This window comes from Psychroserpens mesophilus (assembly GCF_050617655.1).
In the GTDB taxonomy this organism is placed as follows: Bacteria; Bacteroidota; Bacteroidia; order Flavobacteriales; family Flavobacteriaceae; genus Psychroserpens; species Psychroserpens mesophilus_A.
Map to the genome: position 1 here is coordinate 1 of NZ_JBODQC010000210.1, position 265 is coordinate 265.

The 265-nt window shown below is 63.8% G+C and carries 1 protein-coding gene; it reads left to right on the forward strand.

Annotated elements, in window-relative coordinates; genetic code table 11:
* A partial coding sequence (locus tag ACRHNM_RS16985; RefSeq protein WP_431137805.1) for a KH domain-containing protein occupies positions 1–265 on the forward strand: 265 nt, incomplete at both ends.

Sequence of the window (265 nt, forward strand, 5' to 3'; positions counted from 1 at the left end):
GCCCGAGCAGGACTGGATGTATGCGCCCGACGAGCTGACCGACCGCAGCGAGAAGTTCCTCGCTTCGGAAACCGTGCGCGAGAAGCTGTTCCGCTTCACGGGCGACGAGCTGCCCTACACCTCCACGGTGGTCATCGACAAGTTCGAGGAAGAGGCCAGCAAGCAGCACAAGCGCTTCATCCGCGTGGCGGCCACCATCGTGGTCGAGCGCGACGGACACAAGGCCATGATCATCGGAGAGAAGGGCGAGCGCCTCAAGCGCATC